This is a genomic window from Nitrososphaerales archaeon, assembly GCA_025058425.1.
Taxonomy (GTDB): Archaea; Thermoproteota; Nitrososphaeria; order Nitrososphaerales; family JANXEG01; genus JANXEG01.
On record JANXEG010000031.1, the window covers coordinates 1 to 16,503 of the forward strand.

At 42.8% G+C, this 16,503-nt stretch carries 18 protein-coding genes; 12 read left to right on the top strand and 6 right to left on the bottom strand.

Annotated features, from left to right (window positions below; genetic code table 11):
* From NZ896_04320 to NZ896_04330, 3 genes are all read right to left on the bottom strand, one after another.
* On the bottom strand, positions 1-955 hold a 955-nt coding region (locus NZ896_04320; GenBank protein MCS7116679.1), incomplete at its 3' end, for an ABC transporter ATP-binding protein.
* A gap of 8 nt (positions 956-963) precedes the next feature.
* A complete protein-coding gene (locus NZ896_04325) occupies positions 964-2,052 on the bottom strand; it encodes an iron chelate uptake ABC transporter family permease subunit (protein ID MCS7116680.1) in 1,089 nt (362 codons plus the stop codon).
* A gap of 10 nt (positions 2,053-2,062) precedes the next feature.
* A complete protein-coding gene (locus NZ896_04330) occupies positions 2,063-3,007 on the bottom strand; it encodes a cobalamin-binding protein (GenBank protein MCS7116681.1) in 945 nt (314 codons plus the stop codon).
* Positions 3,008-3,348: 341 nt separating this feature from the next.
* Here NZ896_04330 and cobD point away from each other — a divergent pair, with 341 nt between their 5' ends.
* The 8 genes from cobD (at position 3,349) to NZ896_04370 (ending at position 11,601) form a co-directional block, all read left to right on the top strand.
* Entirely contained in the window at positions 3,349-4,479 is a 1,131-nt protein-coding gene (gene cobD / locus NZ896_04335; GenBank protein ID MCS7116682.1) for a threonine-phosphate decarboxylase CobD, read from the top strand.
* A complete protein-coding gene (locus tag NZ896_04340) occupies positions 4,472-6,007 on the top strand; it encodes a cobyric acid synthase (protein ID MCS7116683.1) in 1,536 nt (511 codons plus the stop codon). The genes cobD and NZ896_04340 overlap by 8 nt, the downstream gene beginning before the upstream one ends.
* Before the next feature lie 22 nt (positions 6,008-6,029).
* Positions 6,030-6,995: a cobalamin biosynthesis protein gene (locus NZ896_04345; protein MCS7116684.1), complete on the top strand. Its 966-nt coding sequence runs from the start codon at positions 6,030-6,032 to the stop codon at positions 6,993-6,995.
* 6 nt (positions 6,996-7,001) lie between these two features.
* On the top strand, positions 7,002-8,090 hold the full coding sequence (locus NZ896_04350; protein ID MCS7116685.1) for a TIGR00303 family protein: 1,089 nt from the start codon (positions 7,002-7,004) through the stop codon (positions 8,088-8,090).
* A 14-nt stretch (positions 8,091-8,104) separates the two neighbouring features.
* Positions 8,105-9,253, top strand: coding sequence for an adenosylcobinamide amidohydrolase (locus NZ896_04355; GenBank protein ID MCS7116686.1), 1,149 nt, complete (start codon positions 8,105-8,107; stop codon positions 9,251-9,253).
* Between the two features lie 7 nt (positions 9,254-9,260).
* A complete protein-coding gene (cobS, locus tag NZ896_04360; protein ID MCS7116687.1) occupies positions 9,261-10,013 on the top strand; it encodes an adenosylcobinamide-GDP ribazoletransferase in 753 nt (250 codons plus the stop codon).
* A complete protein-coding gene (locus tag NZ896_04365; GenBank protein MCS7116688.1) occupies positions 10,010-10,642 on the top strand; it encodes an NTP transferase domain-containing protein in 633 nt (210 codons plus the stop codon). Before cobS ends, NZ896_04365 begins: the two co-directional genes overlap by 4 nt.
* A gap of 167 nt (positions 10,643-10,809) precedes the next feature.
* The gene (locus NZ896_04370; GenBank protein ID MCS7116689.1) at positions 10,810-11,601 is read left to right on the top strand and encodes an NAD+ synthase; all 792 of its coding nucleotides are present in this window, start codon (positions 10,810-10,812) and stop codon (positions 11,599-11,601) included.
* 143 nt (positions 11,602-11,744) lie between these two features.
* On the opposite strand, the gene NZ896_04375 is transcribed toward NZ896_04370, so the two are convergent.
* Entirely contained in the window at positions 11,745-12,473 is a 729-nt protein-coding gene (locus NZ896_04375; protein MCS7116690.1) for a prepilin peptidase, read from the bottom strand.
* A 67-nt stretch (positions 12,474-12,540) separates the two neighbouring features.
* A complete protein-coding gene (locus NZ896_04380; protein ID MCS7116691.1) occupies positions 12,541-12,888 on the bottom strand; it encodes a cupin domain-containing protein in 348 nt (115 codons plus the stop codon).
* A gap of 322 nt (positions 12,889-13,210) precedes the next feature.
* Here NZ896_04380 and speD point away from each other — a divergent pair, with 322 nt between their 5' ends.
* The 4 genes from speD (at position 13,211) to tsaA (ending at position 15,901) form a co-directional block, all read left to right on the top strand.
* Positions 13,211-13,576: an adenosylmethionine decarboxylase gene (gene speD / locus NZ896_04385; GenBank protein MCS7116692.1), complete on the top strand. Its 366-nt coding sequence runs from the start codon at positions 13,211-13,213 to the stop codon at positions 13,574-13,576.
* Complete coding sequence (locus NZ896_04390; GenBank protein ID MCS7116693.1) at positions 13,545-14,627, top strand: bis-aminopropyl spermidine synthase family protein; 1,083 nt, start codon at positions 13,545-13,547, stop codon at positions 14,625-14,627. The genes speD and NZ896_04390 overlap by 32 nt, the downstream gene beginning before the upstream one ends.
* A gap of 76 nt (positions 14,628-14,703) precedes the next feature.
* On the top strand, positions 14,704-15,408 hold the full coding sequence (gene sfsA / locus NZ896_04395; protein MCS7116694.1) for a DNA/RNA nuclease SfsA: 705 nt from the start codon (positions 14,704-14,706) through the stop codon (positions 15,406-15,408).
* A 67-nt stretch (positions 15,409-15,475) separates the two neighbouring features.
* Entirely contained in the window at positions 15,476-15,901 is a 426-nt protein-coding gene (tsaA, locus tag NZ896_04400; GenBank protein ID MCS7116695.1) for a tRNA (N6-threonylcarbamoyladenosine(37)-N6)-methyltransferase TrmO, read from the top strand.
* Positions 15,902-15,953: 52 nt separating this feature from the next.
* Here tsaA and NZ896_04405 read toward each other — a convergent pair whose 3' ends face one another.
* The gene (locus NZ896_04405) at positions 15,954-16,322 is read right to left on the bottom strand and encodes a PadR family transcriptional regulator (protein MCS7116696.1); all 369 of its coding nucleotides are present in this window, start codon (positions 16,320-16,322) and stop codon (positions 15,954-15,956) included.
* Positions 16,323-16,503: the final 181 nt, after the last annotated feature.

The window sequence follows — 16,503 nt, forward strand, 5'->3', positions numbered from 1 at the left end:
TCACTACAGGTAGGTTTAAAGATTGAGCCACTTCATGATCCGTATCTAGTACGTTAAGTACACCTACACTAACATCGTAACCTATATCGACCAATAACTTCATCAACGATGCCCCACTACCACCACCACATATCAGATGGACCCTCACACCCTTCGATCTTTCAGATCTGGGCTTTAGAGTAGTAATAGGTATAACGTACAGAGAATTGGTGATATGATGCTTCTTTATAACCACATCCACTTGAAAGACCTTCTTTAGATTTTCACTCGTCAGGACGGTTTCAACGGGCCCTATAGAAACGATCCTTCCCTTATCCAATAAAATGAGCGAATCACAGTATTTAGCGGCAAGATTGAAATCGTGTAATACAGCCAATACGATAAGACCATCCTCCTTACAGAGCTTCCTCAAAAGCTCCATAATTTCTATCTGATAATTTATATCTAAGTGGAGGGTCGGCTCATCAAGAAGCATAACCGATGGCTCCTGCGCAAGTGCTCTAGCAATGATGACACGTTGCCTCTCCCCTCCACTGAGCTCATCGATAGAACGTTCAGCCAGATGGAGGGTATTCGTCAATCTCATAGCCCTTTCTACAACCTGAAAATCCTTCGAACGCTCACCCTCGAATCTCTTAATGTATGGATTCCTCCCCATCAAAACGACTTCTGCTACTGTAAAGTTGAAGGGCGTCGATGTGATTTGAGGGACGACCGCCATCCTCTGGGCAACCTCAAACCTCTTTAGATTGTGAATATTCCAATCGTCGAGGAGGACTGTACCGACATTCGGCCTCAATACTCCACTTATAGTCCTCAGGAGTGTCGTCTTGCCCGATCCATTGGGCCCTATTACACCTACAAACTCTCTCTCATTTACTGAAAAGCTTACACCATCGAGCGCCTTAATAGAACCATAATAACATTCAACACCTTCAATTAGTAACTTCACCATTCTCCCACCTAATCGAAGAACCTGTATCTGCCTCGAGTTTTACGTAGTAGGTAGATGAAGAATGGGGTACCCGAAAAGGCCGTAATTATGCCGACTGGTAATTCGATCGGTGGAAGGATGATTCGAGCTATTGTGTCACAGATGACCAAAAAGGATGCACCAGCGATGAGTGATGAAGGTAAGAGGATACGATGGTCTGGGCCTACCAAGATTCTCATCATATGTGGGATTATCAGACCGACGAAGCCCACAAGACCACTGACCGAGACGGCTGCAGCGGTAAGTAATGAACCGAAGATTATGAGGTTCCTTTTGGTCTTTTCGACATCTACACCCAAGTAGGCAGCTTCCTCTTCACTCAATTGAAGAATATTTAGATCACGTGAAAAGATGTAGACGACCGTGAAGCCGAGCGATAAAAAAGGTGCTATTATCTGTACATCCCTCCATTCCGCATATGAGAATCCGCCCATGAGCCAGAAGACGAGTGCATGAAGCTTCTCACCAGCGATTATATGAAGAAATGAAACTATAGCGGATAGAAAGATCCCCATCGCTATACCCGAAAGTAGCAGTGTGGTGATCGGTATCCTTGAACCGACTCGTGATATATTATAAACTATAAAGAGCGATATCGTAGCCGTTATAAATGAAAAGATGGTAATCGCTAGAGAGCCGAAGAATGTGTAGCCGAGACCGAGTATTATCACAGATGATGCACCGAGGGCCGCTCCCGAAGAGACACCGATCACGTACGGATCTGCCATAGGATTTTTAAAGATGCCTTGAAAGACCACACCAGCGACCGCGAGTGAGCCCCCAACGAGTGATGCGAGTAAGACCCTTGGCAGCCTTATCTGAAAGATGATCGCCTCATAAATCTTATCCACATCGAGCAATTCTGTAGGTATGCCTACCACCATCTGCATTCTTTTAAAGACTATTTCTAAGATGTGAGTAGAAGGTATGTAGGTGGAACCTATAGCTAAAGATACGATGATAGTAAAGAAATTGATGATTAAGAGGCTCAGGATGATGAGTGGCCACCTTGCCCTCCTCCCCATATAAATATCCATTAGCCTTCTGTCTTCGGGCATTCATAATACCTCAAAACAATCCTGGATGAATGATCTTTGCCAACAATTCTAAACCTTCCACGATTCGAGGGCCGGGCCTTACTACCAGATCTTCATCGATCTCGTAAATTTTACCATCCTTTACAGCACTTATTACACTCCAACCAGGCCTCTTCATAATCTCATCCTTCGCCACACCACCCATGTATCCGATCTTAATGATGATGAATTCGGGGTTTCTTGCGATTACCGATTCTGCACTCACTACAGGGTATGGTAGATGTGAGTCGGAGAAGATATTCTGACCCCCAGCCATCTCTATAAGTTGGCTTATGAAGGTACCTGGCCCGATACTCATCAATGGATCGTGCCAAACTTCGTAGTAAACCCTTGGCCTGTAAGGAATATTCTGGGTCTTCTTCACCACATTATCGATGCGCTGCTTCATACTTTCTACCAAATTCTTAGCTTCAACATCCTTACCAGTCACCTTCCCGATGAGCAAGATATTATTTAAGATATCTTGAATGCTCTTCGGATCTAAGAATACGACCTTCACACCCTTCTCTTCCAACGACTCGACGAACTTCAATTGAATCGTATGAATCGCAAAGACCACATCGGGCATCGATGCAACGATCTTCTCGATACTCGGGTTCGCAAAACCTCCTATGATCATTATCCTTCCTTCGTTCACCAAGCCCTTCACCCTCGCTGGGTAATCGCAGTAATTTGTTACACCGACGACTCTATCATCTAGATTTAATGCGAATAAGATCTCGGTTATAGATGGGGCCATAGAAATGATTCTTTTGGGAGGGTAATTGGTTATGATCACTTCCTTTCCACGATCGTCCGTGATCGTTATTGTAGTCCTATACATGTTAATCGAGACGGGAGCAACACTGATTATGGTGATTACGCTGATGATGGCAATGATGATAGGTATAGTTACGATGATGGGCTTTCTTCTCATTCGAGCACCTTCTCCAAAATCCTTATTTAATGGATAACTTATCTGATATATAAGTTTAGGGATTTGTAAATGCTACTTTTAGCAAAGTCGTTAAGATTAAAGACCAGATCGTAATGGTGAAACTCTTTGAAAGAAACTAAGACGAACATCTATCAAATTGCCCATCGATGGAATAGTTATTCGCGTTACATCCTCCTCAAGGCTCATAAAATCGCTCTTTACACATCAAAGCCATCGATTCAAGATCATCACAGCACTTCATCGAGCGATGATTCAAAAGAAGTCTTTTGTAAGTATGGTAAGATTGAGTACATTCATTTCGGATTCGGGTGGTACATTCGATGAAGGATCTGATGGAATTTGCAAGGCCGGAGGTGAGGTCTTTAAAGCCATGCATACATGGAGGGGAGGTTTGGGAGTTCTTAAAGGATGGGCAGAATCGATCTAAGATCATAGACTTCAGCGCCAATGTAAACCCCTTGGGACCTTCACCACTCGCGTTGAATGTGATAAAGGAGAATCTTTGGAGGATACCCTACTATCCAGACCCCAACGCTACTCAACTCAAAATGGCACTCTCTAAATACATCGGTAATATCGAGCCGAAGAATATCGTATTGGGCAACGGCTCTACGGAGTTGATCTACCTCTTTACAGATGTCTTTTTAGAAAGAGGTGATGAGGTCTTAATCCCTCAACCCACATTCGGCGAGTATGAAAGGGCATCGGTAAAGTCTGGAGGTAGGGTAAGATTCGTCGAAGCTGGTAGGGATCTAAGGATCGATGTTGAAAAGGTCTTAAACGAAATAAATTCTAGGACGAAGATCATCTTTTTATGCAATCCTAACAATCCGACCGGTAGAATTCTAAGTCGAAGAGAGCTAGAGAAGGTTGTAGATGAGGCTTATAGGAGGGGCGTTTTAGTATTCCTCGATGAAGATTTCATCGAATTTGTTCCAGATCACGAATCTTATACTTTGGCAGCCATGGTGAATGAGTTTACTAACCTCTTTATTATAAGATCCTTTACGAAGAGCTTCGCATTGACGGGTTTGAGGATAGGGTACGGTATCGCGTGTGAAGAGATGATCGAATTGATCTCCAACGGCAAGATCCCATGGAATATTAATACCTTGGCCGAACTCGCTGCCTTAGCCTCCCTTTCCGATACTCAATACTTAAAGAAGACATACGAATTGATAAAACGTGAGAGATCTTATCTCTATAGAGAGTTAAGGAGGATCGGTGGTTTAAGGCCTTATCCTACAGATGCGAACTTCATACTGATCGATACGAGGGGATCCGGTTTGGCTGGTAACGAGTTGAAGGAGAAGCTTCTTAATTACAATGTATTGATACGTGATTGCCGATCCTTTAGAGGATTGGATGAGTATTACATACGTGTATCGGTAAGGACGAGGGATGAGAATAGGATTTTGATCGAATCTTTAAAGAGGTGCCTGAATGAATAGCTGTAAAGCGTTGATGGTCCAAGGTACATCTTCATACTGTGGTAAGAGCTTAATAGTCGCTGCACTCTGTAGAATCTTCTTTAACCTCGGCTATAGAGTGGCACCATTCAAAGCACAGAATATGTCATTAAATTCGTTCGTTACGAAGGATGGTAGAGAGATAGCACGTGCCCAAGCGTTGCAGGCTTTGGCAGCGGGTATAGAGCCTTCATGTGATATGAACCCGATCCTCCTCAAGCCCAAGAGAGATGATGTATGCCAGATCGTACTGCATGGGAGGCCTTACAGGGATGTGAAGGCTAGCGAATATTATAGATTCGCTTTGAATGAAGGTATCGAAAGTATCAAGGTGTCATTGAAAAGGTTGATGTCGAATTACGAACTCATCATCATCGAAGGGGCTGGAAGCCCAGCTGAAATCAACCTCTACCATTGTGATATAGCGAATATGAGGGTTGCGGAGTTAGCCAATGCACAGGTCTTACTGGTTGGGGATATAGATCGTGGAGGTGTATTTGCGAGTATCGTGGGGACTCTACAACTTCTCAAACCGGAGCATAGGGCATTGGTCAAAGGGCTGATCATCAACAAGTTCAGAGGGGATCGAAGTATCCTAGAACCGGGTTTAAAGGAGTTGGAGGAAATAACCGGGAAGCGAATCCTCGGTGTTATACCGTACATTCGAGATCTGCACCTACCGAGTGAGGATTCGGTTTCGCTCGAAGAATCTAGCACATATGCATCGAATATCGTAGATATCGCTGTGATTCGACTCCCTCATATCTCTAACTTTACCGATTTTGAACCGTTCAAATCGATACCAGGAGTGAGGCTTCGATACGTGAGTTCGATCGATGAACTAGATACGAAAGGTACGCCAGATATCGTAATCCTCCCGGGCACGAAGAATACGATCCGTGACCTACTCTGGCTTCGAAGCTCAGGATTGGCCGATGTAATACTAAATTTGGCGAACCAGAACGTACCGATTGTGGGGATCTGTGGTGGTTATCAGATGCTCGGGAAGTCGATCATCGATAAAGAAGGTATCGAAGAGATGAAGGGAGAATTTGAAGGCCTCGGCTTACTGAATATTATCACACACTTCGATAGGTACGATAAGATTACTAAGCGGGTCTTTGCCGAGGTCATTGGTGAAGATTCGATATTCACCAGTATCAAAGGAGAGAAAATTAATGGGTATGAAATTCACATGGGATTAACGGTCCCCCTTGATGGTGTTAAGCGATTATTCAAGGTATTGAAGAGGGGTGAAGATGTGGTGAACGAGTTCGATGGGGCCGTAAGTGAGAATGGTATTATAATCGGGACTTACTTGCACGGTATATTCGATAACCCGATGGTCAGAGAGGCCTTGATAAAGTTCTTGATCGAGAGAAAGTTTACTCGAACCACTCGAGTTAAGCAAAAGAGTATGGTGGAGGTTTGGGATGAAAGTTTAGAGAGGTTGGCAAGGATCGTAAAAGAGAGTTTGAAGATGGGCGAAATTTACAGACTCATACAATAAATTAAAACTCTTAGATGTTATCTTGCTCCCATTCATCGTCCATGACCCATTCATGTGGTTATCGACCTTGGCCTTAGCGCTACTTATCGATCTCGTGATAGGGGAGTTCCCTGAAAAGGTTCATCCTACGGTATGGATGGGCAGGCTCATCGACTCGTTAAAGCGATTTATGAGAAGTAGTGATCGTTCGAAGGCTAAGTTAAATGGGGTCCTCTTATCATTATCTGTAATACTCTCATTCTCGATATCTACGTACCTTATACTCTATCTGACATGGCGGTATCTTGGACCCTTAGTAGCGATGATCCTCGCTGCCACCTTGCTAAAGGCCAGTTTTGCGTTCAAATCGATGTGGAAGTTTACTACACCGATCGCTGACGCTATAAAGGTGGGTGAGTATCGAAGAGCGAAGGCCCTACTACGCCACGTAGTCCGTAGAGATACGGAGAAGCTCAACGAGCAGCAGACGGTCTCAGCAGCTGTAGAGACGATCGCTGAAGGTACTGTGGATGGTGCTACTGCACCCCTATTTTATTACGCTCTACTTGGTGTGCCGGGCGCTATTGCCTATAGGGCCATCAATACATTAGACTCGATGGTCGGATACAAAGATATTGAGCATATTCACCTAGGTTGGTTTTCTGCGAAGCTCGATACTATAGCCAATTTCATCCCCGCCAGAACAACATCTATAATGATGATCCTCGCCTCTTGGCTATTAAGGAAGGATTGGAGGAATGCGTGGAGGATACTAAAGAGGGATTGTAGGAGGTTGGAGAGTCTGAATGCCGGCTACCCCATGTCAGCCATGGCCGGTGCATTGAATGTAAGATTAGAAAAACCGAACTTTTACCGTTTGGGTGATGATGAACGGCCACTATCTTATGGGCATATCTTCGATGCTCTTTGGATCATGAGCCTATCGATATACCTTTTTATACTTATTATAGTGGTTCCCTTAATGATTCTGATCTGGTCGATCTGGTGATCTGGGATGCGTGGTATATTGATCAAAGGTAATAGGGAAAAGGCCGAGCACTTTATAAGAGAAGTTAAGGGTAAGGAGCCTATATTTTTGTGTGTGATAGGGAGTAGCGAAGTCGGTAAGATACCAGGCATATCAGCAGCGGGCAAGAATCCGGAGTTCACAGATTATACACCACCCGCAGATGTAGAGCTCCTTCTCTATGGCAAGTGTAAGTGCATAAGTGGCATACCTGTAACCCCAGAGGGCATACCTACACCCGCGATCATTACGATGTCCGCTCTGGAGTTGGCGAATATACCCGTATTCATCGTGAATGGTGGGGTTAGAGTTAAGCCTCATGTACCCTTCATCGATCTGGGTGGTACACATGGTGATGATATTCGTAAGGGCTCGGCCGTAGCGAATGTCGAAGAGGTTATAGAAAGGGCCAGGCTGGTCGGTAAGATGTTCGCAAAATCCTCCGATTATCTGGTGATCGGTGAGAGTATGCCTGGCGGTACTACGACCGCACTCGCTGTAATGTTGGCGATGGGTGTAGATGCGGTTGGTAAAGTGAGCAGTAGTATGCCGAGCAACCCCCATGAATTAAAACTCAAGGTCGTGAATGAAGGTATGAAGGCGATCAACATCAGGTTTGGCGATCTTAAGAACGATCCGATAAAGGCCCTATCACACTTAGGAGACCCTATGCTCACGGCATTCTCAGGTTTAATTCTGGGCGCTGGGGAAGAGGTTCCGATATTGATGGCAGGTGGTACACAGATGGCAGCCATCTTAGCTGTAGTGAAGGCGATGAACGATAAAGTATTAAGAAATCTATATCTGGGGACTACGAGGTGGATCGTTCAAGATAGGACTTCAGATCTGCTCGGCATCGTGAGGCAGATCTATGATCTAGGTATATTGGTAGCGAATCTCAATTTTAGCCCTTCTAAGTATGAAGGGTTAAGGGTGTATGAGAAGGGGTTTGTGAAGGAGGGTGTGGGTGCTGGTGGTGCGGCGATAGCTGCGATTTTAAAGTCGAGAGGTAAGATCACACCGAAGGTACTGTTTGAGAGAATAGAGAGGAATTATGAACGGTTGATAGGTATCTGAGGATAGATGGCGATATGGATATACCTATAGCGATAGATGGTATCAGAGGCGAAATCGTTAGAGATACGTTGATAATTCGGTCTGAGAAGCCTCTTAAGGTATTGAGCTCGGCACCTTTCAACGGTGGTTTTATCGAGGCACGAACGATCATCAACCATCAGGTCCCTAAAGAATTCCACCATGCTAAGATCGATGAATACCTTGAGGGAGTTATAAATGGGCTCCATCTACCCAAACCGGTCGTATGCCTGATGACCGCTGTGAATATTAGAGATAATATCTCTGTAAGCTCAGAAGTTATGGATGGTTTGATCGTTACCGCTCTGGTTACCTCAGGTTTATCCTATCCAGCCACCGCTGGAGATAGAGTAGCTGAGGAAGGGGCTGGTACGGTCAATATCATCGTGCTGGTCGATGGGAATTTAACCGATAGCTGCATGGTAAATGCGTTGATGACAGCGATCGAAGCGAAGTGCGCTGCACTTAGAGAGCTCGATGTAAGAAGCCGTTACTCCAACAACGTAGCCACAGGGACGACCTCTGATGCTATAGTGATCGCTTGCACAAGAGTTGGTGAAGCTATTCATTACGCCGGATCTGCAACGATCTTGGGCATGTTGATTGGAAAGAATGTTAAAGCTGCAGTGAAAGAAAGCTCACTCAAATTCTTGGGTGAGCGTACCTTGATGAGGAGGTTGGAAGAGAGAGGGATCACGTTGGATGATCTCGTATCCACAGCGATGGCGCTTTACACACCATCGGAAGGAGATGAAGATGTTAATGGTGATGTTGATGTCAATGTAAATGGTAATGGTAATGGTAATGTGTCAAAGATTCTGAAGGATGGTCTGATAGAAGCTATGAACGATATCAACGTCGCATCATTCGTAATGGGTGCGATTAGGCTTCAGGAGGATGGTGAGTATGGCCTTATACCAAACCTCCCTCGTAATTCATTCCTCAAAGACCCGATCACACTTATAGCCGATGAAAGTATCGGTTTGGCCTTAGCGAACTATATTGCAGGTACGTGGGGCGTATACAATTTTCTTCGCTATGAGCGTGTAAAACCGGGGATCATGGCTAAGGCTGGGCCATTCTTGGATGATATGATCGGTGGATTGGTCGCGGGTGTATTTTCTAAGGTGATGAGCAGAAGGTAAGGTGGGCATGGGTGTAGTGAGAGGTTTTAAGAGCTTAATAGCATTCTTCACAACCATACCAGTCAAGTCGGATGATAAGAGCCTAATCGATGCGGCCAATTATATGCCATTATCACCGATCATCGGCATATTGTTAGGGTTATCTTCAGGGTTATTCGGATGGTTTATTCACTTCTTCCTACCTTCATCAATAGTAGGGGTATTAACACTCGCGATCCTCTTGATGATCACAGGTCTACACCATACCGATGGACTGGTAGATTTCGCAGATGGGGTTATGTGCCAAGGTACCCCTGAGAGGAAGATCGAAGCTATGCGTAATGGGAGGACGGGTGTAGCGGGGTTATCGTTGGGCTTTATAACTTTAATGACGACATCACTCACCATAGCTTATATTCCACAACACTTGATCGTCCAATCGATGATCGTGGCGGAGAATTTGGCGAAGGCAGGTATGACATTCTTGGTATGGATGGGAAGGTCCGCAGCCCCCGGTATAAATACATACTTTGTTGAGATGATGCACAAGAACAATCGCCTACTCCGCCTTATAATTCCGTTAACGATTTCTTTCGTAGTCTCTTTTGCCCTTCTTTCTCTAATAGGAATGATCGCTTGGATAGCGGGCTTGATTACCAGTTTGGTTATACTTAAAATCTCGAACCGACACTTTAAAGGCATTACCGGTGATGTCTGTGGAGCGACCAACGAATTAACTCGCATGGTATCCCTGTTGATGATTCTGGTGTTCACCGTTTGAATCTGAGTGTGGTAGCTCTTGTTATGGCTGGTGGTAAAGGTAGTCGCATGGGAGGTATGAATGAGAAACCTCTCATAGAGATCCGTGGGAAGAGCATGTTGGAGCGTGTCATCGAAGCACTCAGAGGGGCGAAGAGTGTGGGTAGAATCGTGGTGGCTGTATCGAAATATACACCGAAGACTCGTGAAAGAGTGATTCGATCATCGATCGATTTTATAGATACATCTGGCGAAGATTACGTATTTGATATGCAATTTGCTATAAAAGAGCTTCGGGCCGATCACGTACTTGTGGTGAATTCAGACCTCCCTCTGCTCACGAGCGCATTGATAGATAAGGTCATAGATCATTATATAATGTGTGGTAAACCTTCCTTAACGGTGGTTGCACCTTTAAAGAAGGTTAAAGAATTAGGCTTTGAACCATCTTTTAAGATTTCGATCGACGGTCATGAAGTTACACCAGTCGGCATAAATGTGATAGATGGTAGCAGGATCGATGATGTTGAATTGGAGCAGGAGTTTATGATCGTCGATGATGTTATACCTTTATTAAACGTTAATAAGGTAGAGGATTTAAGATTGATCGAAGAATTGATCGAATCTCAGAAGGCTTTACTCTCGATATAAATTCACACTTTAACTCGAAGGCACGTCATTCAATCTTATTATATCATCATATACTCGAAATCGGCACATTGTTAAAAATATAAAATTAAAATTTGATACTATCAGATCAAATTTAAAATATGAACCTCAAGCTTTATCTTTACATACTGCACATAGTAGCATCGATTATGAGCGTAATCCAAGAAATAATATCTCTCGATTACTCGAGGATCATCCAACAGATTCAAGCCTACATTAGGGATAGAGTGATAAATTCGAAGAAGAGTGGTGTCGTTCTGGGTTTAAGTGGAGGATTAGATTCGACGGTAGCAGCGTTCCTTGCAAAGTATGCATTGGGCAAGGATAGAGTACTGGCATTGATCATGCCCGATAGAAGGATTACACCGGCTCAAGATATTGAGGATGCGAAAGAAGTGGCAGATATGCTAAGTATTGAATATAGGATCATCGATATCGAGCCCATTCATAGGGCATTTATGGAGAATCTAGAGGAGGATCGTTTGGCTGAAGGGAATTTAAGGGCACGTATCAGGATGTGCCTCCTTTACTATCATGCGAATCTATTGAATCGACTTGTGATGGGGACTGGTGATAGAAGTGAGATATTGATAGGTTACTTCACAAAGTATGGTGATGGTGGGATAGACTTTAACCCCATTGGTTGTCTGTTCAAGACTCAAGTGAGAGAGTTAGCGAGAGTGATAGGTGTGCCAGAGCGTATCATCAATAAAAAGAGTAGCCCTAGATTGTGGTTGGATCAAACAGCAGAAGGGGAGATCGGTCTAACGTATGAAGTCATCGACTCGATCCTTTATCTTGTGTTCGATAAAGGATTAGCAAAGGAAGAGGTTGCAAAAAGAATTGGAGTAAGCTTAGGAGATGTAACAAGGGTCTTAAAGATGTATGAAGAGACCCAGCATAAAAGAACCCCTCCCGATGCATGTTACTTAAGATTTTAGTAATAATTTACTTATATTTTGCACAAGCTAAGAGCGAAGGTATTCTACATATAGCCCATAGCTTACTACATCGAAGATATGAAGATTGAAGATAAAAAGTATAAGGAAAAAGGGTAGATTTGAGATTTATTTCGATTTCAAATTCATCTAAAGAAATTGAAAATGCCACGAATCAGTATAGCTAATAAATCACCAACCAATATCATAATTACGAATCCTACAGTTATGTAGAGTATGAAAGGGACACCAGGCGTTGCCCAGACCCCTCCTCCTTGAAGGTAATCTTCATCCGCTCTCAGTAGAGAGATTTTGAACCTACGCTTTCCATTTACCGACTCCTCCAAAGCAAAGTAGAACTTCTTTCTTTCATCGATATCTAATCTGTATCCAAGTAGGCAGACCAAGAACTTCTTCCATACGGGTTCTGATTCGAAACCTTGAAAGATCTTTTCACCCCTGACCATGCGGATCAAATTTTTGATGAGAAAGTATATGGGTAGGATTAAGGTTGTAAATATCGAGTTATTGAATGTGATCAAAGGGGCAAATGGGTATAGAGAATAGAGGGGTTGGTATAGAGGTAGTAAGAGTGAGAGTGAGATCAAAGCCTTTGCATCCGCACCCCCATAAAAGCCAGCGTAGTAGAGCAGTATCGATACCGCTGATGTAATACCGATAGAGAGGATCATCAGAAAACCTCTATACAATGGTATACCTTCGAATAGATATTCATATAACAGAGTAGCAATACCGATCGCCGAAGAGATGAACCAGAGCTTATCCGTTATTTCACGAGTCTTCAGATCCATATATGAAGCGTATGTAAGCATGATGATGCATGCTACAATTCTGAATGTAAGAAGATTTAGCATTCATTTTTAACCTCTACAATGGCAAGGTAAACTTTAGCCATCGTTTACTCGATTCTCTAACCCTTTATTAAAAGCTCGTCTTCGTCCCAACCTTCATAACGTAAAGATGTGAGAAGATGGAGTCTTCTGTAGCACCGTGCCAATGTTTCTCTCCAGCAGGTATCAAGATGGTATCACCTACGGTTACCAACCTTTCTTCCTTCTCGGTCGCGACTATACCCTTTCCTTTCAAAACGTAAAGTAACTGATCGTGGTCGTGAACATGCCATTTATTTCTTGCATTTGGTGAAAAGGTTACGATCGCGACTCTATACTCCTTAGAACCTATAGATTCATCGATAAGAGTAGTTACTTCTACATCACCTAAAAAGATACCTCCCGATCTCTTCTCTACTTTAGCATCCTTCAGGCTCACTACTTTCAAGATGTCTTACCTCCTTTAACGATTACACAACCCTAATTTTTAACAGTTATTGTCGTATTCCAAAGATCCTAAAAATTCTTTAAGGAATTTACTATACTTACATACACCACATTACTATTTACTTTATTAAAATTGATCAGATTACTATTTTATTTAGTCGATCATGTTATTTTGAAGTCAATATTTAACAATCCACTTGTGATATAACAAAATTTATATAAAAGATTCTCATAAAAAAGAAACGCATACGTGTGATTTATGCGTATGTGGCGAACCCCGCAGAATAGAGGTTCGACGATATGGGGTGTCCGCAATGGGCATCCATATCATCGCCGAATTTCGGGGTGTGGATCCCCGAAAGATATCCCGAGTGGAGGAACTTCAAGTAGTTTTAGATAGAATAGTTGCCGAATCTGGCCTTCATGTCGTTTCTTCAAATTTTTATCAATTTGAACCTTATGGGGTTTCTGCCGTTTATCTTCTCAGCGAGTCCCATCTGAGCATTCATACGTGGCCTGAGTACGGTTATATAGCTCTGGATATCTTCACGTGTGGTGATGACGGTCCTGCTTTGAAGACTTTTGAGTTGATGGTAGAAGAATTTCAACCGAAGAAGGTTAAGAAGAGGGTCATTAGGAGGGATATAATTGGAGAGAATAGAGGCCAAAATTCTATATGAAGTTGCAGATTCGAAGAAGAATATTTGGGAGCTTCTCGATAGATCGAACTGTTCTCTCAAAGACTTCATCGATGCATTAAAGACGCTCTATAAAAACGGGATTATAGATTACGATGGGAATTACTTTTACTTAACGGAAAAGGGTAAAAGCAGTATCAATCTAAAGAGTTTGGACTTTAAGGTGGAAGTTTGTCCATCGTGCCTTGGAAGGCGCATAATCCCACAGATGAAGTTTAAGGAAGTTTTGGATGAGTTTAAGCAGATAACTAGAAAGAGGCCAAGACCGACTCTTAAATTTTTTCAAGGCTATATGGTAGAGCAAGATGTAATAACAAGGGTTGCTTTGATGCACCACCATGGCGATCTGGATGGGAAGAGTATCGTTCTAATCGGTGATGACGATCTATTAAGCATCGCCCTATCTTTAACCGCACTGCCCTCACGTATAACGGTTCTAGAAATTGATAAGAGAATAGGCGAATTCTTAAAATCTATCAATAAGGATTATGGATTTAATATCGAATTTATAGAGTATGATGTATCGAATCCATTGCCAAAAGATCTCCAAGAAAGTTTTGATACATTTTCTTCAGAACCTCTCGAAACGCTATCTGGTCTAAGGGCCTTTATTGTACGTGGTGTGAGTTGCTTAAAAGAAGGCGGTGCGGGTTACTTTGGCCTGACTCGCTACGAAGCTTCACTTAGAAAGTGGCTCGCCATTCAGAGGCTCCTTGTAAGGATGAATTGTGCCATTACCGATATCATCGAAGGCTTTTCAGCCTATCCGATGAATTATGGAGATCTGAGTTATGAAAGATTCGTTTATAACTTAGGTTTTAAAGTTGAGAAGAATCATAGTGTAAATTGGTATAAATCTGCGCTGTATAGATTTGAAGTGCTCAGTAAGGCGAGGATCTTGGAAGGCTTTAATAAAAGGTTAAGGATCAGATATATCGATTCACGTGAGGATCTGACCCATCCAGCCCTCTATCGAAGGATTTTGGAAGAAAGCATTGGTAAAGATCGAAATATACCAAATGAAGGATCATGATCCTCGAATGTAAGATTTTAGAAATGCTAATAAAGGATTAGAGAAATTTGCAAATGAAGATCGATGAATTTACAGTATGACAAATCTACTTAGATTATTAAAGATGGTAGATTGTGAGGTCGTAGAAAGGCTCACAAGGTTTACTGTGAAGGTTAAGATCGATGGAGAAGAGAGATTAGCGTTACTACGCAATACAGGTCGACTCCATGATTTGATATATCGAGGGGCTTTAGGCATCTGTTTAAATGCACGATCCCAGAGAAAGGTTGCATTCATCTTAATCGGCATAAAGGTGGATGATGAGCGATCTGCTCTAATAGATACCAGATTACAGGCTGAAGCTTTTGAACGGGCCGTTACTCTAAACTTAATCCCTTGGTTAGATGGATGGATCATCGACCGTCGTGAAGCTCTTATTCAGGGATCTCGGATCGATTACTCTATAAGTTCGAATGGTAGAAGGGGGTTGTTAGAGTTAAAATCGGCAGTTCGCTTCGATGGTTACTATGCTAAATACCCCGACTGTCCAACTTTACGTGGCCTTAAGCACATCCGCCTATTAAGGATGATGAGGAAGGATGGGTATCGAACCATCGTAGCTTTCATAGCAGCCCATCCTCACGCTCAGGCCTTTAAGCCAGATGTAGATTCAGACCCTCATGTAGCTAAAGAGTTAAGCCGGGCATATGAAGAAGGGGTTGAGGTGTACGCTGTGAAGATGCACTTGGTTAAGGATGGTTCGATTATACTACTCAACCCAAACCTCCCGATCGAGATCTGATACTTTTGAGAAGAAGTAGATTTCAACATCAAAACTTTTTATTCACGATGATCGATTTTTAGATGATTTGAACTACGTATTAAGACCTATAGGAGTTGTCGAAAAGGTTGAAGGCGAAGTAGCAAAGGTCAGGATTTTTAACGATTTCATCGAAGGGTTAGATCAAATAATGGAATTTTCACATATAATCGTAATAGGTTGGCTCCACCTTAGTGATCGAGAAGAAAGGAGGAAGACCCTCAAAGTGAAGCCTAAACGCCATCCCGGAGCACCCTTGGTGGGGGTATTCGCATCGAGGAGCCCCGATAGGCCGAACCCCATCGGCCTCTGTGTGACTCAGCTTCTAGGATTGGAAGATTCCACTTTAATTGTAAAAGGGTTGGATTTTATCGAAGGCACACCTATTATCGATATCAAGCCTTATCTACCGAGGGCCGATTGCATCCCTGAAGCAAAAGCTCCAGAATGGACACTTCATGGCCCGCCAACGTGAATGTGACAAATATTCCATCCGAATAAAAATATGGTATCAAAAATCGAAGAAATCAAAGGGGAGATTTACGAGTACCTCCGATAAAGTCCTCTAACACTTTCTTTACTGGCATTTTAAATCGTCGGCGCAACCGATTTAGTATCTGTGCCCCTTTCTCTGTGATCGAATAGTATCTGATACGCCTTCCACCCCTTTGTGTACATTCACTAGATATGAATTTACCTTCTTCCAATTTGTATAAAAGAGGGTATATTACCCCTGCGTGTAGTCTTTGCCTGGTCAACCTTTCCATCTCTTTGATGATGGTATAGCCTGACATAGACCTTTGGCTTATAAGCCATAAGATGATGATTCGGTTAAAGCCCCTAACTATAGCTTTGATCAATACCTTTTCAGCATCATCGATCGATCGATCCTTCAATCTCAATTCTCTTCTTTTTAAAAGGAATATAAAGTTATATATCAAGATTTAAAATCTTATTCCTTTAGAAGATGGTCGATATCATCGATACATTTTTACGTGGTTTCGAAAAAGCACTCATACTCTGGCTCTTATCACTTGAACCCAAGAATGGATATGAAATTATGAAGGATGTTAAGAG

What these genes read in the sequence shown, in the direction of transcription:
- NZ896_04350 (MCS7116685.1), top strand. Translation starts at nt 7,002, where the DNA reads ATGCGTGGTATATTGATCAAAGGTAATAGGGAAAAGGCCGAGCACTTT.
- NZ896_04340 (MCS7116683.1), top strand. Translation starts at nt 4,472, where the DNA reads ATGAATAGCTGTAAAGCGTTGATGGTCCAAGGTACATCTTCATACTGT.
- NZ896_04325 (MCS7116680.1), bottom strand. Translation starts at nt 2,052, where the DNA reads ATGCCCGAAGACAGAAGGCTAATGGATATTTATATGGGGAGGAGGGCA.
- NZ896_04375 (MCS7116690.1), bottom strand. Translation starts at nt 12,473, where the DNA reads ATGCTAAATCTTCTTACATTCAGAATTGTAGCATGCATCATCATGCTT.
- NZ896_04355 (MCS7116686.1), top strand. Translation starts at nt 8,105, where the DNA reads ATGGATATACCTATAGCGATAGATGGTATCAGAGGCGAAATCGTTAGA.
- NZ896_04370 (MCS7116689.1), top strand. Translation starts at nt 10,810, where the DNA reads ATGAGCGTAATCCAAGAAATAATATCTCTCGATTACTCGAGGATCATC.
- sfsA (MCS7116694.1), top strand. Translation starts at nt 14,704, where the DNA reads ATGACAAATCTACTTAGATTATTAAAGATGGTAGATTGTGAGGTCGTA.
- cobD (MCS7116682.1), top strand. Translation starts at nt 3,349, where the DNA reads ATGAAGGATCTGATGGAATTTGCAAGGCCGGAGGTGAGGTCTTTAAAG.
- NZ896_04330 (MCS7116681.1), bottom strand. Translation starts at nt 3,007, where the DNA reads ATGAGAAGAAAGCCCATCATCGTAACTATACCTATCATCATTGCCATC.
- speD (MCS7116692.1), top strand. Translation starts at nt 13,211, where the DNA reads ATGGGCATCCATATCATCGCCGAATTTCGGGGTGTGGATCCCCGAAAG.
- cobS (MCS7116687.1), top strand. Translation starts at nt 9,261, where the DNA reads ATGGGTGTAGTGAGAGGTTTTAAGAGCTTAATAGCATTCTTCACAACC.